Here is a 20,990-nt window from a genome sequence, read left to right as displayed (position 1 = left end):
ACATCGAGAGGAGGTGCAGCGAAGCAAACCGTAGGCGATGCCCCCTGATGGACACCGTAGCGAGGGAACACTGAGCCTAAGCGAAGTGCCGTACGCCGGGGCAAAAGCCTTTTGGTTCCTTTTTGGCGTTTGAAAAAGGGACTCGCTGTAAGAGCGAAACCGCCAGCGGCAGCACCCGAAGCAACGGATATGCCCCCAATCCCAAAATCCACCAACCATTGACCCATCCCCACACCCTGCGTAGCCTTGCGCTTTCGAGGTTCTTCGGCCCACGCCGAAGCTAAGAAGGGAACGCGGTCCAAGCCGCGGCTGCCCCCGCAACTGTGAACGGTGCTGTTCGCTGCCACGCCACTGCCAACTCAATCCAGAGCCAGCGGGAAGGCGCAGCGAATACCGGGCCAAGGCCCGAACACCGTCAGCCAGGAGACCTGCCTCGTCACAGATTCTCACTTTCAACCGGGCGGGGTGATCCGGTGGCGAACTCTCCAGGCACGCACCCGCGTTGCCGGTCTCGTCCCGTATGCCCGCCACCTTGCCAAAGGGCATCCGATGAAAACACTGGCCAAACTCCCCGTCACCATCGTCACCGGCTTCCTCGGCTCGGGCAAAACCACCTTGCTGCGGCACATGCTCGATAACGCTCAGGGCCGCCGCATCGCGGTGATCGTCAACGAGTTTGGCGAGCTGGGCATCGACGGTGAAATCCTCAAGCAATGCACCATCGGCTGCACCGAAGAAGAAGCCACCGGCCGCGTCTACGAACTGGCCAACGGCTGCCTGTGCTGCACGGTGCAGGAAGAGTTCTTCCCGGTGATGCGCGAACTGGTGGCCCGTCGCGGCGACCTCGACCACATCCTCATCGAAACCTCGGGCCTGGCCCTGCCAAAACCGCTGGTGCAAGCCTTCCAATGGCCGGAAATCCGCAGCGCCTGCACCGTTGACGCGGTGATCACCGTGGTCGACAGCCCGGCCGTGGCCGCCGGCACTTTCGCCGCGTTCCCGGATCAGGTCGATGCCCAGCGCAAACTCGATCCGAACCTGGACCACGAATCGCCGCTGCACGAACTGTTCGCCGACCAACTGGCCAGCGCCGACCTCGTCATCCTCAACAAGGCCGACCAGACCAGCCCCGAAGACCTCGCGCGCGTCCGTCTGGAAGTCGCCGAAGAGCTGCCGCCCGCAGTGAAAATCATCGAAGCCAGCAACGGTCGTCTGCCGCTGGACGTGCTGATCGGCCTCGGTGCCGGCTCCGAAGAACACATCGACAGCCGCCACAGCCATCACGATCACCACCACGGTGAAGGCGATGACGATCACGATGACCACGATCACGACGCCTTCGATTCGATCTCCATCGAGCTGCCGCAAGCCGACGAAAGCCTGCTGCTCGACGCGCTGACGCAACTGGTGATCCAGCACGGCATTCTGCGGGTCAAAGGCTTCGCGGCGATTCCGAACAAGCCGATGCGTCTGCTGATCCAGGGCGTGGGTACACGTTTCGACAAGCACTTCGACCGTCAGTGGGGCGCCGATGAGGTGCGCGTGACGCGTCTGGTGTTGATCGGTCAGGAGCTGGACGCAGCCCAGCTCGAAGCGCAACTGCGCGCCGCGCTCAGCGTTTAAGCCATGCACCTGCTCAGGACCCAGCCCGGCGGTTTCGTGTCGGATGACAACATTGCCGACCTTGGACAAACCCCCGCCGAGCTGGTGATCCTGTGCAGCGGCGATTCCAGCCTGGCGCTGCTCGCCGAAGCGGCGCAGCAACTGCCCGAGGATTACCCGAGCGTGCGGCTGGCCAACCCGATGCAGGTGCAGAACCATGCGTCGGTCGACCTGTACGTCGATGAAGTGCTGCGCCACGCCAAGGTCATTCTGATTTCGCTGCACGGCGGCATCGCCTATTGGCGTTATGGCGTCGAGCGGCTGGTCGAGTTGTCCGAGCGTGGCGTGCAGGTGATTCTGGTGCCGGGCGATGACCGACCCGACCCGGAGCTCAGCGACCTGAGCACCGTCGGCGCGGAGGACCGCGACCGGCTCTGGCAGTTTTTGCGTCAGGGCGGCATGGGCAATGCGCTGGACTTTTTCCGTTGCCTGGCCAATCGCTGGCTGGCGCGGGATTACGTGTGGGGCGAGCCGCAAGCGCTGCCGCGCACGGCGATTTATCACCCGAATAAAAACACCGCCGCACTGAGTGACTGGCAAGCCGATTGGCGGCCCGGTCAACCGGTCGCGGCGGTGTTGTTTTATCGCTCGCATTTGCAAGCGGCGAACACGGCGTTTATCGACGTGTTCTGCCAACGGCTTCAGGCGGCCGGACTCAATCCGCTGCCGATCGCCGTGGCCAGTTTGAAAGAGCCCGGCTGCCTGTCGGTGGTCGAGGACTGGCTGGATGAGGTCGAGGCCTCGGTGATTCTGAACACCACCGGTTTCGCCCAGTCCAGCCCGGAGGCGCCGCATCTGCGGCCGTTCCGTCGCAACATTCCGGTGATCCAGGCGATCTGTGCCCAAGACAACGAGCCCGGTTGGCGCGAGAGCGAACAGGGCCTCGGTCCGCGGGATCTGGCGATGCACATCGCATTGCCGGAGCTGGACGGCCGGCTCATCAGCCGACCGATCAGCTTCAAGGATCTGGCCTGGCGCAGCGAGCGCAGTCAGTCCGATGTGGTGTGTTATCGGGCTCAACCCGAGCGCATGGATTTCGTCGCCGAACTGGCGCGCCGCTGGGTCGATCTGGCGCGGGTGCCGAACGCTGAAAAACGTATCGCGCTGATCCTCGCCAACTACCCGACCCGGGACGGACGCATCGGCAATGGCGTCGGCCTCGACACGCCGGCCGCCGCGCTGAATATCCTGCGAGCGTTGCAGGCTGAAGGTTATCCGTTGCCGGCCGAACTGCCGGACAGCGGCACCGAACTGATCCGACAATTGCTCGGCGGTGTCAGCAACGATCTCGATACGCTCGATCAGCGCCCGTGCCAGCAAAGCCTGGCGATGGACGATTACCTGACGATGTTCAACGCACTCCCGGAAGCCAATCGCGCGGCGGTGCTGGAGCGCTGGGGTTCGCCGCAGAACGATCCGATGTGCCGTGACGGGCGGATGATGATCGCTGGTCTGCGTTTTGGTCTGACCTTCGTCGGCATTCAACCGGCGCGGGGTTATCAGGTCGATCCGAGCGCGGTGTATCACGACCCTGATCTGGTGCCGCCGCACGCGTACCTCGCGTTCTATTTCTGGCTGCGCCAGACCTACGGCGCCCACGGCGTGATTCACGTCGGCAAGCACGGCAACCTCGAATGGCTGCCGGGCAAGGGCGTGGGTCTGTCGGAGAATTGCTGGCCGGACGCGCTGCTCGGGCCGCTGCCGAATATCTATCCGTTCATCGTCAACGACCCGGGCGAGGGCGCCCAGGCCAAGCGTCGCACTCAGGCGGTGATCATCGATCACCTGATGCCGCCGCTGACCCGCGCAGAAACCTACGGCCCGTTGCGCAATCTGGAGCTGTTGGCGGACGAGTATTACGAAGCACAATTGCTCGATCCGCGCCGCGCCCGGGAATTGCAGCGCGACATTCTGCAACTGGTGCGTGACACGCAGATCGATCGCGAACTGCAACTGGATGCCGCCCTCGACAGCGATGCCGACGCGGCGATCTGGCTGCCGCGCCTGGACACCTATCTGTGTGACTTGAAGGAGTCGCAGATCCGCGATGGTCTGCACATCTTTGGTGAGTCGCCGACCGGGCGTTTGCGTATTGATACCTTGCTCGCGTTGCTGCGCATCCCGCGTGGCGATGGCAAAGGGGCGCAGTCGAGTCTGTTGCGGGCGTTGGCCAAAGCGTTTCAGTTGGGGTTCGATCCGCTGGATTGCGCACTGGCTGATCCCTGGGCCGGCCCGCGTCCAATGGAGTTGCTGTCGGTCAGCGACGAGGTCTGGCGCACGGCGGGGGATACCCGCGAGCGTCTGGAGCTGTTCGCGGCGCAATTGATTGAGCAGACACTCAACCAAAATCAAGCCTTGCACAATCCCTGTGGGAGCGGGCTTGCCCGCGAAGGCGTCGTGTCAGTCAATATCTCTTTCACTGACATATCGCTTTCGTCGGATCGCCGCCCGGGGGCAAGCCCGCTCCTACAGGATCCGCGCTGGGTTGAAGTCGGTGCAATCCTCGACAACCTGCGCGAAGTGATCGCCCCACGCCTCGACGCCTGCGGCCCGGCAGAAATGCACGGCTTGCTCGACGCGCTGAGCGGCCGTTTCGTCCCCGCCGGCCCGAGCGGGGCTCCAAGTCGCGGTCGTCTCGACGTACTGCCCACCGGGCGCAATTTCTACTCGGTGGACGTGCGCAATCTGCCGACCACCACGGCGTGGCGAATCGGTTTCCAGTCGGCCACGCTGATTCTGGAGCGACACCTGCAGGATCACGGCGACCACCTGCGCCAGCTCGGCCTTTCGGTCTGGGGCACCGCGACCATGCGCACCGGCGGTGACGACATCGCACAGGCCATGGCGCTGATGGGCGTGCGCCCGGTGTGGGCCACGGGCAGTCAGCGGGTCGATGACTTCGAGATTCTGCCGCTGAGCCTGCTCGACCGGCCTCGGGTTGATGTCACGTTACGGGTCTCCGGATTTTTCCGCGATGCGTTCGCCAATCTGATTCGTTTGTTCGACGCTGCCGTACAAGCCGTGGCGGAACTGGACGAGCCGGACGACCTTAATCCGCTGGCCGCCAAAGTCCGCGCCGAACGCGAGGCGTTGCGCCAGTCGGGGCTGGATGAGGAGGCTGCCCGGCGTCAGGCAGGCTGGCGGATCTTCGGTGCCAAACCCGGCGCTTATGGCGCAGGTGTGCAGGGCGCTATCGATGGTCGCCTCTGGCAAACTCGCGAGGATCTGGCCGAGGTCTACCTGAACTGGGGCGCCTACGCTTACGGCGGTTCCGACGAAGGCACTGCCGCCCGCGAACAATTCGTCCAGCGCCTGAGCCAGGTGCAGGCGGTGCTGCAAAACCAGGACAACCGCGAGCATGACCTGCTCGATTCCAATGATTATTACCAGTTCCAGGGCGGCATGCTCGCCGCCGTGGAAAGTTTGCGCGGCGAGGCGGCGGCCAGTTATCACGGCGACCACAGTCAGCCGGATCTGCCGAAGATCCGTACGCTGAAAGAAGAACTGAACCGTGTGATTCGCTCCCGAGCGGCGAATCCGAAATGGATCGACGGGGTCAAGCGTCACGGCTATAAAGGCGCGTTCGAATTGGCGGCGACGGTCGACAACCTGTTTGCCTTCGACGCCACCACGCAATTGATCGACGATCACCAGTACGCGTTGCTGGCCGATGCCTATCTGCTGGACCCGGCGACCCGCGACTTCGTGCGCGAGCATAATCCCCACGCCTTGCGCGACATGACCGAACGCATGCTCGAAGCGCAGCAACGCGGGATGTGGCAGGAACCGGGCGCCTACAAAGAGGCGCTGGAAAACCTGCTGCTGGACATAGAAGAAGAGAGCTGAGACTGAACATGACCGACACCCCGCATTTCCCGCTCTCCGCCGTGGTCGGCGCCGATGACCTGAAACTGGCGCTGTACCTGACGGCCATCGATCCGAAGATCGGCGGCGTGCTGATCGAAGGCCCGCGTGGCATGGCCAAGTCCACGCTGGCCCGGGGTCTGGCGGATCTGTTGGCCAGCGGTCAGTTCGTCACCTTGCCGCTGGGGGCGACGGAAGAGCGACTGGTCGGCACGTTGGATCTGGACGCGGCATTGAGCGACGGTCGTGCGCAGTTTTCTCCGGGCGTGCTGGCCAAGGCTAATGGCGGCGTGTTGTATGTCGATGAAGTGAATTTGCTGCCGGATCATCTGGTGGATTTGCTGCTCGATGTCGCTGCCAGCGGCACCAACCTGATCGAGCGTGACGGGATTTCCCATCGGCATTCGGCGAAGTTCGTATTGATCGGCACGATGAACCCGGAAGAGGGTGAATTGCGTCCGCAATTGCTGGATCGCTTTGGTTTGAACGTCGCACTGAGCGGTCACACAGCGCCGGTCGAGCGTGGTCAGATCATTCGTCGTCGACTGGATTTCGACAGTGATCCGCAGGCGTTCTGTGCGCAGTGGGAGGCTGAGCAGCAAGCTCTGCGTCAGCGCTGCGAGAACGCCCGCAAGGTTTTACCGGGTATTCCGCTGGATGATGCGGCGTTGGCGCAGATCACCGAGCGCTGCTTCGCGGCGGGCGTCGATGGTTTGCGCGCCGATCTGGTCTGGCTGCGTGCGGCGCGTGCTCATGCGGCGTGGCGCGGGGCTGAAGCCATCGCCGAGCAAGACATTGATGCCGTGGCTGAGTTTGCCTTGCGTCATCGTCGTCGCGAGCAGTCTTCACCCTCTGCACAGCCACCGGCGCAATCGCCGTCCGGCACTAACGCCGAGGCGAGTGAAGGGCAGGGCCAGTGGGGCGAAATGCCGGCGCCAGCACTCGCTACCGGCGCCCGCCGCGAAGTGCCTGTCTGGCCAAAAAAGCCCTAGGCATTCGCCCCCGATCCGACGCGGGGGCGAATGCCAGACCCCGCGCCGGACGCCTCGATAACGGTCGCCAGGGCAAGCGTCACGCGGCTCGCAGTGGCTCGGTGAACTGGCCCGGAACCTTGCTCAATGGCCGTCCGAAAACCCGGGCGGATCTGCTGTTTCAACTGCGCACCCGCACGCCCCATGAACTGTGGCTGGTGATCGTCGACGCCTCGGCCTCGACCCGTCGCCATCAAGCCTTGAGCGATGCCAAGGGCGTGCTCGCGCAACTGTTCGACGACGCTTACCGCCAGCGCGCGCGCCTTGCGTTGTTGACCGCGAGCGGCGCGGCGCCGAAATGGCAGGTGCAAGGGCTGAAGGCCTCCAGCGGGTTGCGCGCGTGGCTCGATGGCTTGGGCGCGGGAGGCGGCACGCCTCTGTTGGCAGCGCTGACGGAGGCCGGGCATTGGCTGGCGGTGCGGCGCAAGCGTTTCCCCGCCGAACAGCAACGGTTGCTGGTGATCACCGATGGCCGATTGAAAGACTGTCCGGAACTGCCCGGGCTCGCGTGCCCGGGCCTGTTGATCGATATCGAGCGCGGACCGATTCGCCTGGGCCGCGCGAAACGATTGGCGACAGCACTGGACGCCGATTACCGGCATATCGATGAGTTGTTGTCGGTCTGAGAGCTATGCTGCAGTAAGGCCAAATCACAGGGAGTGAATCATGCGCGTACTGGTCGCCAATCCGCAGGACGATTTTCGCGTCAAGGCCTATGCCGGCACCAATGGCGTGCTGCTTGCCATGGACCTTGCCGAGCCCCGGCGCAAAGGCCTGCTGGGGTTTGCCATCGAAAAGCAGCAGGGCGACAAACCATGGCTGTTCCTGTTCAACAGCCTGACCTTTCCCGACAAGATTCACACCTTCCCGCAGTTTCACGCCACGCCGAGCGACAAGGCACCGTTGCAGAAATTTCGCTGGGCCGATTACGCGGTCAATCCAGGCATGACGATTAACTATCGCGTGCACCTGGCGTATGGCTCGCCGGATGCGCCGCAACTGGGTGAAGCGCTGGAGCTGACGATTTGTTCCGACGACGGTCATCCCGCTAATCAGTGCGTGATTTTCAACCGCGCCGTGGCTGCCAGTCAGGCGTTTCAGCGCAAATTTCCCGATCTCGACGCACAGATCAGCGCCAACAAAAACATGCCCATCGAAGCATGGCCCGATGCGGCGCGTCAGTGGCTGGAGAACGGCCTGCTCGGGCGTCTGCAGGGGTTTATCGAGCGTGCGGTGGACGGGCAGTGGGCGCTGGACATCGCGATCTACGAATATCAGTTACAAGCCATCATCGACACGGTGAACGCGGCGTTCGAACGAGGTGTTCAGGTGCGCGTGCTGTATCACGCCCGGCCCGACGACGAAGACACAACGATCAACGAAGCGAGCCTTGTGAAACTGCCGGCGAGCAGCAAGCGCGGGCGGGTCACCCATAACATTTTCCATAACAAGTTCATCGTCCTCAGCCGCCTGGACGGAGGCGGTGAGCGCCAGCCGCAAGCGGTGCTGTGCGGCAGCACCAACTTCACCGCCAACGGCGTGTACCGCCAGGCCAACGTGGTGCATGTACTGGACGATTCGGCGATCAGTGCGAGTTACCTGAAAACCTTCGAGCAGATCTGGGCCGAGCCGGCGGACGTCGGCGCCACCCGCGACTGGATCACCCAACACAACCCGATGAACCCGGCGCAGCCCTTGTTCGCCGGGTTTTCACCGCGTACCGGCGGCGCCGATCTGCGGGAGTTCGTCGATATCATCGAAGGAGCGAAAAAAGACCTGCTGTTCGTCACCGCATTCGCCTTGCCCGACGCGATTCTCAACGCGTTGCTCGGCCAGCCCCACGACGACATCCTGCGTTACGGCCTGCAAAACACCGTCAGCCGCATCACCGGGTTTCACGCCGACCGAACCGCCGAGTTTGCCGCCACCGCGTTGCTCAACACCGGGCTGGAAGGCTGGCTGCGGGAAAACATGAAAGGGCAGAAAGGCAACCTGCTGGTGCACACCAAAGCCGTGGTCACCGACTTCACCAGCGACAGCCCGACCCTCATCAGCGGCAGCCATAACCTCAGCACTTCCGCCAGCAACGGCAATGACGAGAACTATCTGATCATTCGCGGCGACACCGATCTGGCGGACCGCTATGGCCTGGAGCTGCTGCGGTTCTACGAGCATTACCGTTTTCGCTACTTCGCGAAAAAACTGGCGTTGAAGCAGGTGCAGCCGCTGGCGGCGGATGACAGCTGGACCAATGACTACTACGTCGAGGGCGATCTGCGCCAGTTGTCTCGCCTCAGGTTTGCCGGGCGTTAGCCCTTACACATCCGTTGGTTGCCGATGCTGACGGGGACGGCGATAAGCTGGCGGCGTACAGATTTTGAAATGATTTCCAGCTGTAGGAAAAGTCATCAGAGCCTGTACGCTTCAAGGCCTTTTTTCATTCAGGATTTGCATGAACACCCTCTCGGAGCCTCCCAGTTCTATTCCAGGAACCACGTTCCCCTCGCGCCACGGCGCGCTCTTGACGCACTTCCAGCATCCAGTCTTCCGACTACCGACTATCGTTGTTGGCGCAGCCTTCGAGCTTGCGCGCCGCACTTTGCCGTGTCCGGCAGCCTGAATTCACTGACGAGAGATAGAGAAAGATTATGGAATGGTTAGCGGATCCCACGGCATGGTTGGGCTTGTTGACACTGATCGTGCTGGAACTGGTACTGGGTATCGACAACCTGGTGTTCATCGCGATCCTGGCGGACAAACTGCCGCCGCATCAGCGCGACCGCGCGCGGATCATCGGCTTGAGCCTGGCGCTGATCATGCGTCTGGGCCTGTTGGCGAGTATTTCCTGGCTGGTCACCCTCACGCAGCCGTTGTTCGAGGTGTTCGGCAAGAGCTTCTCCGGCCGTGACCTGATCATGCTGTTCGGTGGCGTGTTCCTGTTGTTCAAGGCGACCATGGAGTTGCACGAACGGCTGGAAGGCCATATCGGCGAGCGCTCGACCAACACCGCTTATGCGCTGTTCTGGCCGATCGTGGCGCAGATCGTTGTGCTCGACGCGGTGTTCTCCCTGGACGCGGTGATTACCGCTGTGGGCATGGTCGATGAACTGGCGGTGATGATGATCGCGGTGGTCGTGTCCATTGGTGTGATGATCGTTGCCAGCAAGCCGCTGACCCGCTTCGTCAACGCCCATCCGACGGTGATCATGCTGTGTCTGGGCTTCCTGATGATGATCGGTTTTGCCCTGACGGCCGAAGGCCTGGGCTTCCACATCCCGAAAGGTTATCTGTACGCGGCCATTGGTTTCTCGATCCTGATCGAGATCTTCAACCAGATCGCCCGCGCTCGTCGCAAGCGCTCGATGCAGGGCTTGCGCCCGATGCGCGAGCGCACGGCCCATGCGGTGATGCGTCTTTTGGGTGGTCGTAAACTGGCGGTGGAAGAGGTCGGCGAGGAGATTTCCGACCTGCTGGATAACGGTGAAGCGCCGAGCGCGGAGCTGTTCGACCGTCGCGAGCGGGTGATGATCAGCGGCGTGCTGCAACTGGCTGAACGCCCGATTCGTGCCTTGATGACGGTGCGCGCCGATGTCGATCACATTGATCTGGCCGACGATGCCGAGGCTATTCGTACACGGTTGATGCATTCGTCCTACTCGCGCTTGCCGTTGATTCGTAACGGCGCAGTGGATGAGCCGTTGGGCTTCGTGCACAAGAAGGAATTGCTCAAGGAGTATCTGGCCGGCAACGAGCCGAACCTTGAACACCTGGCGCGCAAGACCGTCAATCTGCTGGACAGTTATTCGATCCTCAACGCACTGGAACAAATGCGTGCGGCTTCGACCCACATTGCCTTTGTGGTGAATGAGTTCGGTGACTTTGTCGGCGTGTTGACCATGACCGACATTCTCGAATCGATTGCCGGTGAACTGCCGGATGCCAGCGAAATCGCCGGCCCGGACGTGGTCGAGGAGCAGGGCGGGTACATCGTCAACGGTGCGCTGAACCTGACCCGTATCCGCGAGCACACCGGTTTTCGCGCCGAGCCGACCGAGGATTACCAGACCCTCGCCGGGCTGGTGATGAGCCTGCTGGATCGCCTGCCGATGAAGGGCGATCGACTGGAACATGACGGTTGGGGCATGACCGTAATGGCGGTCGAAGAGCGTCGCGTGACGCGGGTGTTGCTGGTGCGTGAGGCCTGACGGCCTCACTGATGAAAGGTGTACCGGTCCTTGCCGGAATGCTTTGACTCGTACAGTGCTTCATCGGCCTTGATCAGCGCCTGGTTGAGGGTGTCGCCATCTTCGACCCGGGCCAGACCGATGCTGATGGTCACCGGGTGCCGGGTCGGTTGCTCGCGCACCACCCGGCACAATTTCCCGGCCAGCGCCTCGACATCCTCGCGGCGCACACCGGCCAGATAGATCGCAAACTCCTCGCCACCCAGTCGCGCGTACTCAAACGGTGCCATCACCGCTTTGATGTCCGCCGCGATGCGCTTGAGCACCTCATCGCCGATGTCGTGGCCGTACACATCATTCACTTTCTTGAAGTTGTCGATGTCGATCATCGCCAGGTAATGGTCATGCTCGCGCGGTACGGCTTGCAGGGTTTTTCCGGCGCGGGTCATGAATGAACGACGGTTGGGAATTTCGGTGAGGGTGTCGTTATAGGCCTGATCCAGCAACAGCTTGGACATGATGTAGTTGTAGAGCTTGGCCTCGCGCAGCTTCAAAAACGTATAGATCGTCAACCCGCAGAGAAAGACGGCGTAAGCGATGGTCATCACGCCTTTGAGTTCGAACAGCCCGACTTCGGTACCAAAAAACGGATTGAGCACCAGCCATATCACCCCTTGCGAGGTGTAGAACGACCAGCGACTGATGGGCAGAACCGAAATGCTGTAAAGCATGCTCGAGGCGCCCAGCACCAGCCACGCAGGTTGAAAACTGGCGGGCAGGCCGTCGATCAGCAGTCGCACACCAACGGTCATGGCAACGACGAACAGGATGTTCAGGATGTCGAAATGGGCGGCCTTTCGCGTGAACAGCAGAATGACCGCCTGAATCGAAAACACCGTCAGAAACACCATCGATCGCCAGGTAAAACCCTGGCCTCCAAGGAAACTGACGATCAGATCGAAGACAATCCAGACACTGATGCTTGCCAGATAAATCAGCAGGCAGAATGTGTGCAGCCGCTCGAATTCATGCTGAATGAACTCGCTCCACAGTTCGGCGGGCGCGGTCTTCTTCAGGACTTCGTCTTCAATGGTTTTGTACATTGCTGCCCGGATGCTTGCGTTGATTATCGAGGATGACCGAACCCCACGGTCGGTAGCGCAGGGAAAACACCGCGTTCTGATGGCAGCCGGTCGAGGTCGCATCCGGGCTGGCCGGCTCGGCACGGAAGGGTTCGCCCTCGCGGCTGACCTGCCGGAAGGCTTCGCGCACGATACCCACGGAGCAGGGCAGTGCACTGGCGTAACCGTTGCGCACCAGCGGTGACAAACGACCGGTGCCCGCGCCGTCCTGCCACCAGATCTGCGCACCCGCCGCCGTCAATTCGCCCAGCCATTGACCGTTGACCGCCGGGGCCAGCTTGCCGGCACTGAAGGCGCTGACATGCAGCGGCGCATCCAGCTTCGCGGCAAAGTCCTTCAATTGGCGCTGAAGTGTGGCCCGTCGATCTGCCGCCAGAAAGTGCAGGTCGTCCAGTTCCAGCGGCAGATACCACCCGCTGACCTGCAGCTTCCAGTCCTGGCGGAGCTTCTGCTGCTGGGCCAGTGACTGGCCCAGTTGTGCCTGCCAGTAGGCGCCGAGACCGGCGCTGTCCAGTTCATCGATGCGTTTGTAGTAGGCCGGGTCCATCGCCAGGCCGAGCACCAGTTGCAGACCTTCCCGCTGAGCGAGTTTCAGGCTGTTGGCGAGCCAGCCATTGGCGCCGCCGAAGTCCGAGTCGCCATAGGCCGTCCACTGGACGATCACGGTTCGCGTGCCTTGTTTCGCGGTGTCTTGCCAGACCTTCTGCCACTGCGCCTGGGTCAGGCCGGCATCGACATTCAGCGGCTGATAGAAGACACGCTCATCGGCCTTGGCGACAGTGGCACTCATCAGCAGACACAAACACAACATCCATCGAGCCATCAGAAATTCCACTCCACGCCCAGCAGCACACCGTTGCCGCCTTCATACAGATTGCCGCCCAGCGACTGTTGATATTCGGTGCGAACCGTCAGTTTCGACCGGTAGGCGTTGTAACGATCCTCGTCGTACCACCATTGCCAGCGCAGACCGACACCGGTGCGCAGGTCCTGGCGCCAGTCGTTGCTCGGGTCCTGGCTGGCAAACTCGAGGAAGCCGTAAGGCATGATCGTCTGGGCGCCACTGTCGAGAAGTTTCCAGGCGTGACCTTGCTGGAAGCGCGACAGCCACTGGTGATCGCCGGCCTTGGTCCACCACGCGGCGTCGAGGTAGAGAAAACGCTCGTCCCAATCGTTTTCATCGACCCGCCAGTCGTTGCGGTACTTGCCCTGATCGAGGAATGAGGCGGTGGCGCGCAGCAGGTAATCAGTGGTGGTGTGACCGTCCTTGCGGTGATCGTTGACCTGATCGAACAGCTTTTCCGGCACCAGCATCTGGCCGAGGCTCAGGCTGTGACTGTCGTCATCGTCGAGCTGGCTCTGCTTGTAGATCTCGCCGTAGAAGTTGATGTTCTGTGTGCCCCACGGTTTGTAGCGCAGGCCGACACCGGCGGCGAGGGACTCGGCGTAACTTGAGCGACCTTGTCCGCCCAGCAGGACGCGACCGTACACCGACAGCGTGCTGCCGGCGCGGCTTGGTTCTTCGCCCAAGGCGTGGTCCCACATTGCCAATTGCACATTCTGCGAATCCGAGCGACGGCGTGAACCTTTGCTGTCGTCCGGGCGCACGAAGTCGTTGGTCGAGATCCCGGCCGGCGACCAGGTGCTGGCAATCGTCCGGCTGTCACGCCGTGACAAGGTTTCATGGGCACGGCGCTGGCGATAACGGCGGGCCTCCATGCTGCCGTCTTCGCCATCGGCCGCCACCGGGTTCTGCTCCAGATCGATCACCCGGCGCAGTTCCTTGCGCGCGGAGGCGCTGTCTTCGACTTCGTCGTAGCGCCAGGCCAGGGTTTCGCCGAGGCGGTAATCCTCGGGGAAATCGCGGGTGGCCTGTTGCAGATACGGAATCGCCGTGGCGCGTTCTTCGCGGGTTTCGGCGCCGGCCAGACGCATACCGTAGTCGGCGCGATAACGCGGATTGTTCGGCTCGCGGCGTACCGCTTCGGCCAGCCATGCAGTGCTTTGCGGCAGGTCACCGGCCTTTTGCGCGGTGACCGACGCGGCGTAGAAGTGCCCGGCATCCGGTGCCTGCTGCAGGGCCTGGCGCTGACGTTGCAGTGCCTGGGCGTGATCACCCCGTGCGTCGGCGATGGCTGCGCCGAGGGCCCATTCATTGGCACCGCGAGTGGTGCTCTGTTGCCAGTAGGTTTCGGCGGTCTGGCTGTCACCAACATTCAGGGCGCTGCGACTGGCTGTCAGACGCGCGTTGTCGCTGAGTTCGGCGGTCGGGATGCTGCGCCAGATCGTCAGTGCACCGGCAGAATCACCGGCCGCTTCCAGGGCATAGGCCAGCGGCAGACGACTGCCGCGATCGCCGAGCTTTTCAGCCTGCTGGTAATAGACGACGGCTTCACCCGGGCGATCAGGCATGGCGCAGCGACCGAGCGCGCGGTAATCGCCAGCCGCTTGCGGGTGGCTGCCGATGGCTTGCTGCACGGCGTCGCACTGGCCGGTCTCCGCAAGTTGCGCGAGCAGTTGGCCGCGCGTGGCACCGTCCACCCGGTTGAGCAGGAGCGCCATGCGTCGCTGTTGCTCCGGCGTCGTGGAGGGCGCTGCTGCATACAAGCCGGCCAGACGCTGCAACGCCGTCGCTGGCAAACGCCCGCCATGACGATCGAACGCGGATTCCAGCAACTGTTGAGCGTGCGCGCGGTCGCCGGCATTCACCGCAAGATAGGTGGCCTGATTGAGCGAGGAAAGATTGTCGGTCTGTCGGTAATGCAGTTCCCACAGGGTCTCCGCTTCGATCATCCGTCCCATGCGCTGCGTCAGTTCCGCACGGCGCTTGACGATATCGGGCGTCTGTTTCTGACCGGCCAGCCAGGCGTTGACTTCGGCACTGCGACCTTGCTCCTGCCAGATGTCGAGCACCTGTGTTTGTCGTCGACTGTCCCAGGGTGCCGGCAGACGGGTGCTTTGCAATAGATCCGTGGCTTGCAGGCGCTGGGCGAGTACCAGCCAGGTCTGTGGGTCGTCGGTCGGCGGGCAGCTGCGCAGTTGCTTGAGCGCGGCTTCCGGATCCTGGCGCGACAGCCATTCCGCGGTTTCCAGGCAAGGCCGTTGCAGATCGTTGCTCAGACGCTGCACGGTGGGCACGTCTTCGGTCTTGCGTGCCAGTTCCCACAGACGCTGACGTTGCGCCGGATCGGCGAGATCGCTGGCCGGCAACGACTGCATCCAGCGTTGGGCCTGTTGCTCGTGGCCCATGGCGATGGCGCGGTCGACCATCGCCAGGCGAATGTTGCGTGCGGCCTCGGGACTCGGCGCCTGTTGCAGCAGTTGCTGCAGCGGCTTTTCATCGAGACGCTGCACGTAAGCGTTGGCCAGCCGTTGCCAGCCTTCGGCGTCCAGTTGTTTGCGTGCGGCCAGCGGCGCCAGTTGGTCGATGGTGCCGCTCCAGTCGCGCAGTTGCTCCGACCAGTTGGCGCGGGCCAGGCGCAAGATGTTGTCGTCACCCTTGGGCGCCAGTTGTGCCAACCAGTCATGGGCCTTGGCCGCGCCGCCGAACTTGGCCAGGCTCAGGCTGTAGGCCTGCCACAGACGCACACGGTCATTCAGGCTGCTGGTGGCCATCCAGCTTTCAACTTGCGTGCTGGTCGGCGGATCCTGTTCGATCCAGGTCAGGCGCAGGTCGAGCAGGGCATCGCTGTTGTCCGGCAATGCTTGCAGCGCTTCCTTGTAACGGCGTTGATTGGCCAGTGACTCCACCAGCAGTGCCCGCGCCTCATCGTTTTTCGGGACCTTTTCCAGCAAGTGGCGCATCAGTCGTTCGACTTCTTTCCAGTTGCCCTTTTTCGCCTCGCGATAGCTGCGGTCCATGTAGGGGTAGCTGCGGAACTGTTCAAAGTCGCTCAGCGGTGCAGCCTGCAGCGGATACGCGGTGCTCAGGCCCAGCAGCAGGCTGCCCATCAGCAAGGTTTGACGATGCACAGGCTTCATGCGACCTCCCGGACAATGCGGTAGGCGGCTTGCTGTTCGCTGGCCTGATCGGCCAGGGCCTGTTCCAGTACTTCCTGGGTAATCATGCCCCGGGAAATCAGGTGTTCACCGAGTGACATCTTCTCGGCATCGAAGTCGATCAGCGCCTGATTGAACAGGGTCGGCGGAACCATGCCGCGCACCTGCAACAGATTGCCCAGCAGCACTTGATGGCGGCTGACCCGTTCCAGCAGGGCTTCATCGTCCTGATGGCGCTCAAGCACTTCGAGCATATGACGCACTTCCTCATTCTGGCGGGGGCTGGCGTACCAGTAACGAATCCCCAATGTGACTCGGCCCTGAGGTGCGAGACGGCTGCGCACCGGGCGTTTCAATTGACGGCTGATGGCGCCGAGCGAGACCTGACTGACCGGGCCTTCGGAGGCCAGAATCAGGGTGTCGCCTTCTTCGGCCACCGGCAAAATGCCGTAATGGGAGGCGACCCGGCGCGGTACGGCATCGATCAGGCCTTTGTCGAGCTTGAACGGATTGAGCGGCGCCCATTCCAGATCAAGCTGCTCGGCGAGGGTTTGAACCAGCTGAGTGCTGTCGATGTACTCACGCAGCAACAGTTCGCGGCCGAGTCGACGGCGTACGGGGCTGGTGATTGCCGCTTCCAGTTGCTCTTCGGTAAGCAGACCCTTTTCCACCAGTCGATGGCCGAGCGGCGTGCGCTGTGCCTTGGTCAGCGCCGGGAATTCATGGGTGGTCTTGTCCCAGGCCACACGCCGCGAATCGCCCATTTCCATGACCTGACGCAAGGCGCGCAGGTTGGCGAAGAAATTGACGAAGTTGCTCCACATCATGCGCGGCGCTGACAGCAGACCTTCAACCAATCCGTAGTAACGAGTGACGAACCAGCCGCGCTGGAACAGGCGGTTGAGCAGCATCAGGCCGTTGAGCCACAGCAGCACTGAGAGCAGCGAGCTGTCGGCGAGAATCGAGGGATAGCGCCACGAGTCCGGGGAAATGATCGTCACCGCCCACATCGCCAGCAGTACCAGGAACAGCAGGTTCACCAAAAAACTCAGCAGGTAGGCGATCAGCCCGCGACGGTCGCGCCACAGGAAGTAGTTGAGAAGACCCTTGCGGCTCCAGCCGAGGTTCTTGGTGCCCTGGAACACGATGCCGACAATCCACCGCGATTTCTGCCGGATTGCATGTTGCAGGTCGCGGGGAAAGTGTTCGCGGACGCAGATCACCTGGGAGAACTCGCGGTTCATCCCGAATACCCAGGGTTGCTCCAATGCCAGTTTCGGATCGCTGACCGAATAGCGGGCGAAGATGCATTTCATGCCTTTCTGCTTGAGGCGGAAACCGATGTCGTAGTCCTCGGTGAGACTCTGCACATCGAAGGCAATGCCATCGCCGTCTTCCAGCAGGGCACTGATGGCCTTACGGCTGAAGCAGGTGCCGACGCCGGCGCTGGGCACCTGGCCGGTGAGGGCTTCGCGGACGATCACGTCCTTGCCGTGGTTCTCGGCGAACTCATCGACGTAGTGCCCGGCGGTGAAGCCTTTCCACTCCGGCGCGTAGGGATAGACCGGTATCTGGATCAGGTCTTTGTTCGGCAGCAGGTAGTTGTAGAGGCGCAATTCCATCGGCGAAATCACGTCTTCGGCGTCGTGCAGGATGAACCCGGCGAACTGGATTTTCGCCTCGCTCTCGAAGCGCAGGATCGCGTCGATGATGTTGTTCAGGCAGTCGGCCTTGCTGGTCGGGCCGGGGCGGGCGCACACCACTTTGTGCACGTTGGGGTAGTGCTGGCACACCGCGTCGACATCGGCCTGGGTTTCGGCATCGTTGGGGTAGGTGCCGACGAAAATCTGATAGTTCTCGTAGTCGATGGTCGAGGCGGCCAGACGCGCCATTTCACCGACCACGCCGACTTCGTTCCACGCCGGCACCATGATTGCCAGCGGTTTCTCGGGAATCGAATACAGGCGTTCCTCGTCGGCACGCTTGAATTTCTCGTAGATCCGCCAGCGCCGGATGAATTTGCGGCTCCAGTAAACGAGGTCGATGAACAGGTCATCGAGGCCGAGGATGAACATCAACAGGGCGAGGGCAATCGCCACATATTTGAGACCGAACAGCACATACGCGAAAAAATCGACCCAACCCAGACTCATACCCCTTTACCCGCCGCCGAGCGTGCGCTCAGCCAGGCGTAGAGGCGGTTGGAACAGATGTTGAGTGTGATGTCGGGCCACTGACGCAGAACCCGGGCCAGCGGGGCCATTTTGATGGCCTCCGGGCGAGTACCGAAAACCATCATGACATTAAAGGACATTGACCCCTCCTGGGACGAAGCAAGGCCGCGGCCAAAGGGCCGGCAGCACTTATCTCTTTCTGAGAAATAAAGAAAAGCAGCCGGATGGGAGCTTGTCCAATCCGGCTTCGAGGCTAGTTGTTACAGATCAATTGGAACGACGGTGCCATTTCCTGATGGCTCTTAGGTGGCACTTTCAGGAAAAGTTCCATCGTTTTGCGCGGGGGATGGTGCAGAGGGTGCTGAGGGTTTGGTGCAGCCAGGAGAGGGTGTGTCGGGGTTTGCGGCAAGTGGCGGGTGCTTTCACCTTGCCGATGTGTTCGGCGAAATGCTCATGAAGGGATCTTTCATCTCCAATGCCTTTGAGTTTTTTCCGCAGTTTCCCGTCCTGAAAGAAAAGCACCGTAGGGAATCCGTCGACATGAGAAATATTGGGCGACTTTTCCGCTTCGAGCATGTAGATGTTCGCCCGAAGTCGATAAGGCTCCGCGATTTCACGAAAAACCGGGCTGGCATAGGTACAGGCACCGCAGTGCTCGCTGTAGAAATACAGAATCACTGGACGCCATCCCTTCAACACTTTGCGGTAGGCGGGGTGCAACGTTGTGTGGGGGGGACGGGTTCTCATTGGAGCCTCCTTTTCAATGAGTCTGGAAGGCCTTTGACGTTAAAGCAGGGCAAAACGGCGGTCTACTGTCAGAAATTACAGGTAGGTCCTACAAAGGATGATTTCGTCCTACTTTGATGCAAGAGCATTCCCTCAGAAGACTCAGATCCGCGGAGGCCAAGCAGCTGGTATCGTTTTCAGACATTTATCAAAGGAGCTCCTGATGGGCAGCGACGCAGGTTTTAAAGCAGTTTCCGTAGTACAAACTGATGAGGAGCTTATGAATCGCCTTGAGGATCTGGAGCTGATAGCTCTCTGCAAGGAGCGGGAAAATGATCCGACCATAAAAGTTTCGATAGACGACTTTTGAGCTTGGTTCTCGGAAATAAACACTGCCCCTGAATCGATCACCCGTGCACCGACTGGGAACCTGCTACCCGCATTGTTGTAGCCAACGGTAGCGCACGCTCCGCTCTCTCACTGTTCCTCTATTTTTTCTTTTTACATATCTCTTTGATTCCTCAGAATTTTCAATCCATTGCAGATTCCCCGCGAATCCTGTGGCACACTTTCTGCTGTCTATTCCGTAGTAACAAACCGTGTTCCGGTATAGCGGAATAAACAACTTCCTGGAGTGCTTGCCATGCATCGCCGACCTTCCTTGTTCAAAGCGTGTGTTTTTGTTCTCGCGGCTTCGTCCGCTGTCGTGGGTATGGCCCAGGCGGCTGACAGCAAGCTCGACAGCGTCCTGGCCCGTGGAAAACTGATTGTGGGCACCGGCAGCACCAATGCGCCGTGGCACTTCCAGGGCGCGGACGGCAAGTTGCAGGGCTTTGATATCGACATCGCCCGGATCGTCGCCAAAGGTCTGTTCAACGACCCGAGCAAGGTCGAGTTTGTTGTGCAGTCTTCCGATGCGCGGATTCCCAACCTGCTGACCGACAAGGTCGACATGAGCTGCCAGTTCATCACCGTCACCGCCAGCCGTGCGCAGCAAGTGGCGTTCACCCTGCCGTACTACCGCGAAGGCGTCGGCCTGCTGCTGCCGAACAACAGCAAATACAAGGAAATCGAAGACCTGCAGGCCGGTGGTGACGGCGTGACCGTGGCCGTGCTGCAGAACGTGTACGCCGAGGAGCTGGTGCATCAGGCGCTGCCCAAGGCCAAGGTCGATCAGTACGACAGCGTTGATCTTATGTACCAGGCGGTGAACTCCGGTCGCGCCGATGCCGCCGCCACCGACCAGTCTTCGGTCAAATACCTGATGGTGCAGAACCCTGGCCGCTACCGCAGCCCGACGTACGCCTGGAGCCCGCAGACCTACGCGTGCGCCGTCAAACGTGGCGATCAGGACTGGCTGAACTTCGTCAACACCGCCCTTCATGAGGCCATGACCGGCGTCGAGTTCCCGACTTATGCCGCGTCGTTCAAGCAATGGTTCGGCGTGGATCTGCCATCGCCGGCCATCGGTTTCCCTGTCGAATTCAAATGATCCCGTGAGAGTGGGGCGCCCTGATGCGCCTCGCTCAAGGTACTGCCGACCATGAACTATCAGTTGAACTTTGCCGCCGTGTGGCGCGATTTCGACACCTTGCTGGCGGGGCTCGGTCTGGGCCTCGAACTGGCGCTGGTGTCGATCGCCATCGGCTGCGTGATCGGCCTGCTGATGGCGTTTGCCTTGCTGTCCAGGCATCGCGCCTTGCGGGTGCTGGCATCGGTGTATGTGACGGTGATCCGTAACACGCCGATTCTGGTGTTGATTCTGTTGATCTACTTTGCGTTGCCAAGCCTGGGAATCCGGCTGGACAAGATCCCGTCGTTCATCATCACGCTTTCGCTGTATGCCGGGGCGTACCTGACCGAAGTGTTCCGCGGCGGTTTGTTGAGCATTCCCAAGGGCCAGCGCGAAGCGGGGCTGGCTATCGGTCTGGGCGAGTGGCAGGTGAAAGCCTACGTCACCGTGCCGGTGATGTTGCGCAACGTGCTGCCGGCGCTGTCGAACAACTTCATTTCGCTGTTCAAGGACACCTCGCTGGCCGCCGCGATCGCGGTGCCGGAGCTGACCTATTACGCGCGCAAGATCAACGTCGAAAGCTACCGGGTGATCGAAACCTGGCTGGTGACCACGGCGTTGTATGTCGCGGCCTGTTACCTCATTGCCATGCTGCTGCGTTACCTCGAGCAGCGTCTGGCGATCCGCCGATAGGA

At 61.5% G+C, this 20,990-nt stretch carries 15 protein-coding genes and 1 riboswitch; of the genes, 9 read left to right on the top strand and 6 right to left on the bottom strand.

The genetic code is table 11. The annotated features are described in order from the left end of the window. Nucleotides 1–240 precede the first annotated feature (240 nt). Nucleotides 241–451: riboswitch (cobalamin riboswitch) on the top strand. Between the two features lie 98 nt (nt 452–549). The 6 genes from cobW to EIY71_RS02220 all read left to right on the top strand — a co-directional run bounded on the left by cobW (nt 550) and on the right by EIY71_RS02220 (nt 10,762). Beyond that, complete coding sequence (cobW, locus tag EIY71_RS02245) at nt 550–1,623, top strand: cobalamin biosynthesis protein CobW (protein WP_134020308.1); 1,074 nt, start codon at nt 550–552, stop codon at nt 1,621–1,623. Nucleotides 1,624–1,626: 3 nt separating this feature from the next. Beyond that, nucleotides 1,627–5,508 carry a cobaltochelatase subunit CobN gene (gene cobN / locus EIY71_RS02240; protein ID WP_134020306.1) on the top strand — a complete coding sequence of 1,294 codons (3,882 nt, stop codon included), beginning with the start codon at nt 1,627–1,629 and terminating at the stop codon, nt 5,506–5,508. 8 nt (nt 5,509–5,516) lie between these two features. After that, a complete protein-coding gene (locus EIY71_RS02235) occupies nt 5,517–6,518 on the top strand; it encodes an ATP-binding protein (protein WP_134020303.1) in 1,002 nt (333 codons plus the stop codon). Next, nucleotides 6,500–7,183 (top strand): VWA domain-containing protein, encoded by a 684-nt coding sequence (locus EIY71_RS02230; protein WP_102718123.1) that lies wholly within the window; start codon nt 6,500–6,502, stop codon nt 7,181–7,183. Before EIY71_RS02235 ends, EIY71_RS02230 begins: the two co-directional genes overlap by 19 nt. A 40-nt stretch (nt 7,184–7,223) precedes the next feature. Next, on the top strand, nt 7,224–8,870 hold the full coding sequence (locus EIY71_RS02225; RefSeq protein ID WP_134020300.1) for a phospholipase D-like domain-containing protein: 1,647 nt from the start codon (nt 7,224–7,226) through the stop codon (nt 8,868–8,870). A 335-nt stretch (nt 8,871–9,205) separates the two neighbouring features. Continuing rightward, the gene (locus EIY71_RS02220; protein ID WP_102718119.1) at nt 9,206–10,762 is read left to right on the top strand and encodes a TerC family protein; all 1,557 of its coding nucleotides are present in this window, start codon (nt 9,206–9,208) and stop codon (nt 10,760–10,762) included. Between the two features lie 5 nt (nt 10,763–10,767). Here the strand turns inward: EIY71_RS02220 and EIY71_RS02215 are convergent, their stop codons facing one another. The 6 genes from EIY71_RS02215 to EIY71_RS02195 all read right to left on the bottom strand — a co-directional run bounded on the left by EIY71_RS02215 (nt 10,768) and on the right by EIY71_RS02195 (nt 18,803). Next, nucleotides 10,768–11,844, bottom strand: a complete 1,077-nt coding sequence (locus EIY71_RS02215; protein ID WP_134020297.1) for a GGDEF domain-containing protein — start codon at nt 11,842–11,844, stop codon at nt 10,768–10,770. Then, entirely contained in the window at nt 11,828–12,706 is an 879-nt protein-coding gene (locus EIY71_RS02210; RefSeq protein WP_085745501.1) for a DUF4434 family protein, read from the bottom strand. Before EIY71_RS02210 ends, EIY71_RS02215 begins: the two co-directional genes overlap by 17 nt. After that, nucleotides 12,706–15,864 (bottom strand): phage receptor, encoded by a 3,159-nt coding sequence (locus tag EIY71_RS02205; RefSeq protein ID WP_085745502.1) that lies wholly within the window; start codon nt 15,862–15,864, stop codon nt 12,706–12,708. Before EIY71_RS02205 ends, EIY71_RS02210 begins: the two co-directional genes overlap by 1 nt. Continuing rightward, nucleotides 15,861–18,035, bottom strand: coding sequence for a cyclic di-3',5'-guanylate-activated glycosyltransferase NrfB (gene nrfB, locus EIY71_RS02200; RefSeq protein WP_134020294.1), 2,175 nt, complete (start codon nt 18,033–18,035; stop codon nt 15,861–15,863). The genes EIY71_RS02205 and nrfB overlap by 4 nt, the downstream gene beginning before the upstream one ends. Then, on the bottom strand, nt 18,032–18,196 hold the full coding sequence (locus EIY71_RS28515) for a hypothetical protein (RefSeq protein ID WP_158247720.1): 165 nt from the start codon (nt 18,194–18,196) through the stop codon (nt 18,032–18,034). Before EIY71_RS28515 ends, nrfB begins: the two co-directional genes overlap by 4 nt. 175 nt (nt 18,197–18,371) lie before the next feature. Then, the gene (locus EIY71_RS02195; protein WP_085745504.1) at nt 18,372–18,803 is read right to left on the bottom strand and encodes a co-chaperone YbbN; all 432 of its coding nucleotides are present in this window, start codon (nt 18,801–18,803) and stop codon (nt 18,372–18,374) included. A 202-nt stretch (nt 18,804–19,005) separates the two neighbouring features. On the opposite strand from EIY71_RS02195, the gene EIY71_RS02190 reads away from it, so the two are divergent. From EIY71_RS02190 to EIY71_RS02180, 3 genes are all read left to right on the top strand, one after another. Further along, nucleotides 19,006–19,152, top strand: coding sequence for a hypothetical protein (locus EIY71_RS02190; RefSeq protein WP_256578341.1), 147 nt, complete (start codon nt 19,006–19,008; stop codon nt 19,150–19,152). A gap of 273 nt (nt 19,153–19,425) precedes the next feature. Then, nucleotides 19,426–20,274, top strand: coding sequence for a transporter substrate-binding domain-containing protein (locus EIY71_RS02185; RefSeq protein WP_102686073.1), 849 nt, complete (start codon nt 19,426–19,428; stop codon nt 20,272–20,274). 51 nt (nt 20,275–20,325) lie between these two features. Continuing rightward, a complete protein-coding gene (locus tag EIY71_RS02180) occupies nt 20,326–20,988 on the top strand; it encodes an amino acid ABC transporter permease (protein ID WP_007960243.1) in 663 nt (220 codons plus the stop codon). Nucleotides 20,989–20,990: the final 2 nt, after the last annotated feature.

The organism is Pseudomonas sp. CH235, assembly GCF_004368175.1.
Taxonomy (GTDB): Bacteria; Pseudomonadota; Gammaproteobacteria; order Pseudomonadales; family Pseudomonadaceae; genus Aquipseudomonas; species Aquipseudomonas paraglycinae.
Note: the sequence above shows the minus strand (reverse complement) of the source record. Positions and strands in the feature narration are given on the sequence as shown.